The organism is Tolypothrix sp. VBCCA 56010 (genome assembly GCF_050875635.1).
In the GTDB taxonomy this organism is placed as follows: Bacteria; Cyanobacteriota; Cyanobacteriia; order Cyanobacteriales; family Nostocaceae; genus Hassallia.
The window spans coordinates 1-272 of the sequence record NZ_JBPAOH010000500.1; the positions used below are offsets into that span (position 1 = coordinate 1).

Sequence of the window (272 nt, forward strand, 5' to 3'; positions counted from 1 at the left end):
CATCTTCGGACACAATTCCCGGTTTGTGGGACATTGAGCTTAAGAAATTCACCACGGCGCTGTGGCGAATTTGCACTCCTTTGGGTCGTCCGGTGGAACCACTAGTGTAGATGGCATAAGCCAAGTTCTCGCCGCTGACGTTGCTGTTGGGGTTGGATGAGTTGTGTTCGTTGGGGGAATATGAGTCCAAGTAGACAATATGCCCATGCACGTCGGGTACAAGGTCTGCTAAGTGTTGTTGTGTCAGTAGCACTTCTACACGGGCATCTTCT

General features: G+C 50.7%; 1 protein-coding gene. It reads right to left on the minus strand.

Translation table 11 applies throughout. The features are described 5' to 3' along the window. Positions 1-272, minus strand: a 272-nt coding sequence (locus AABK37_RS42125; protein WP_432557289.1) for an AMP-binding protein, incomplete at both ends; no start/stop codon positions are given.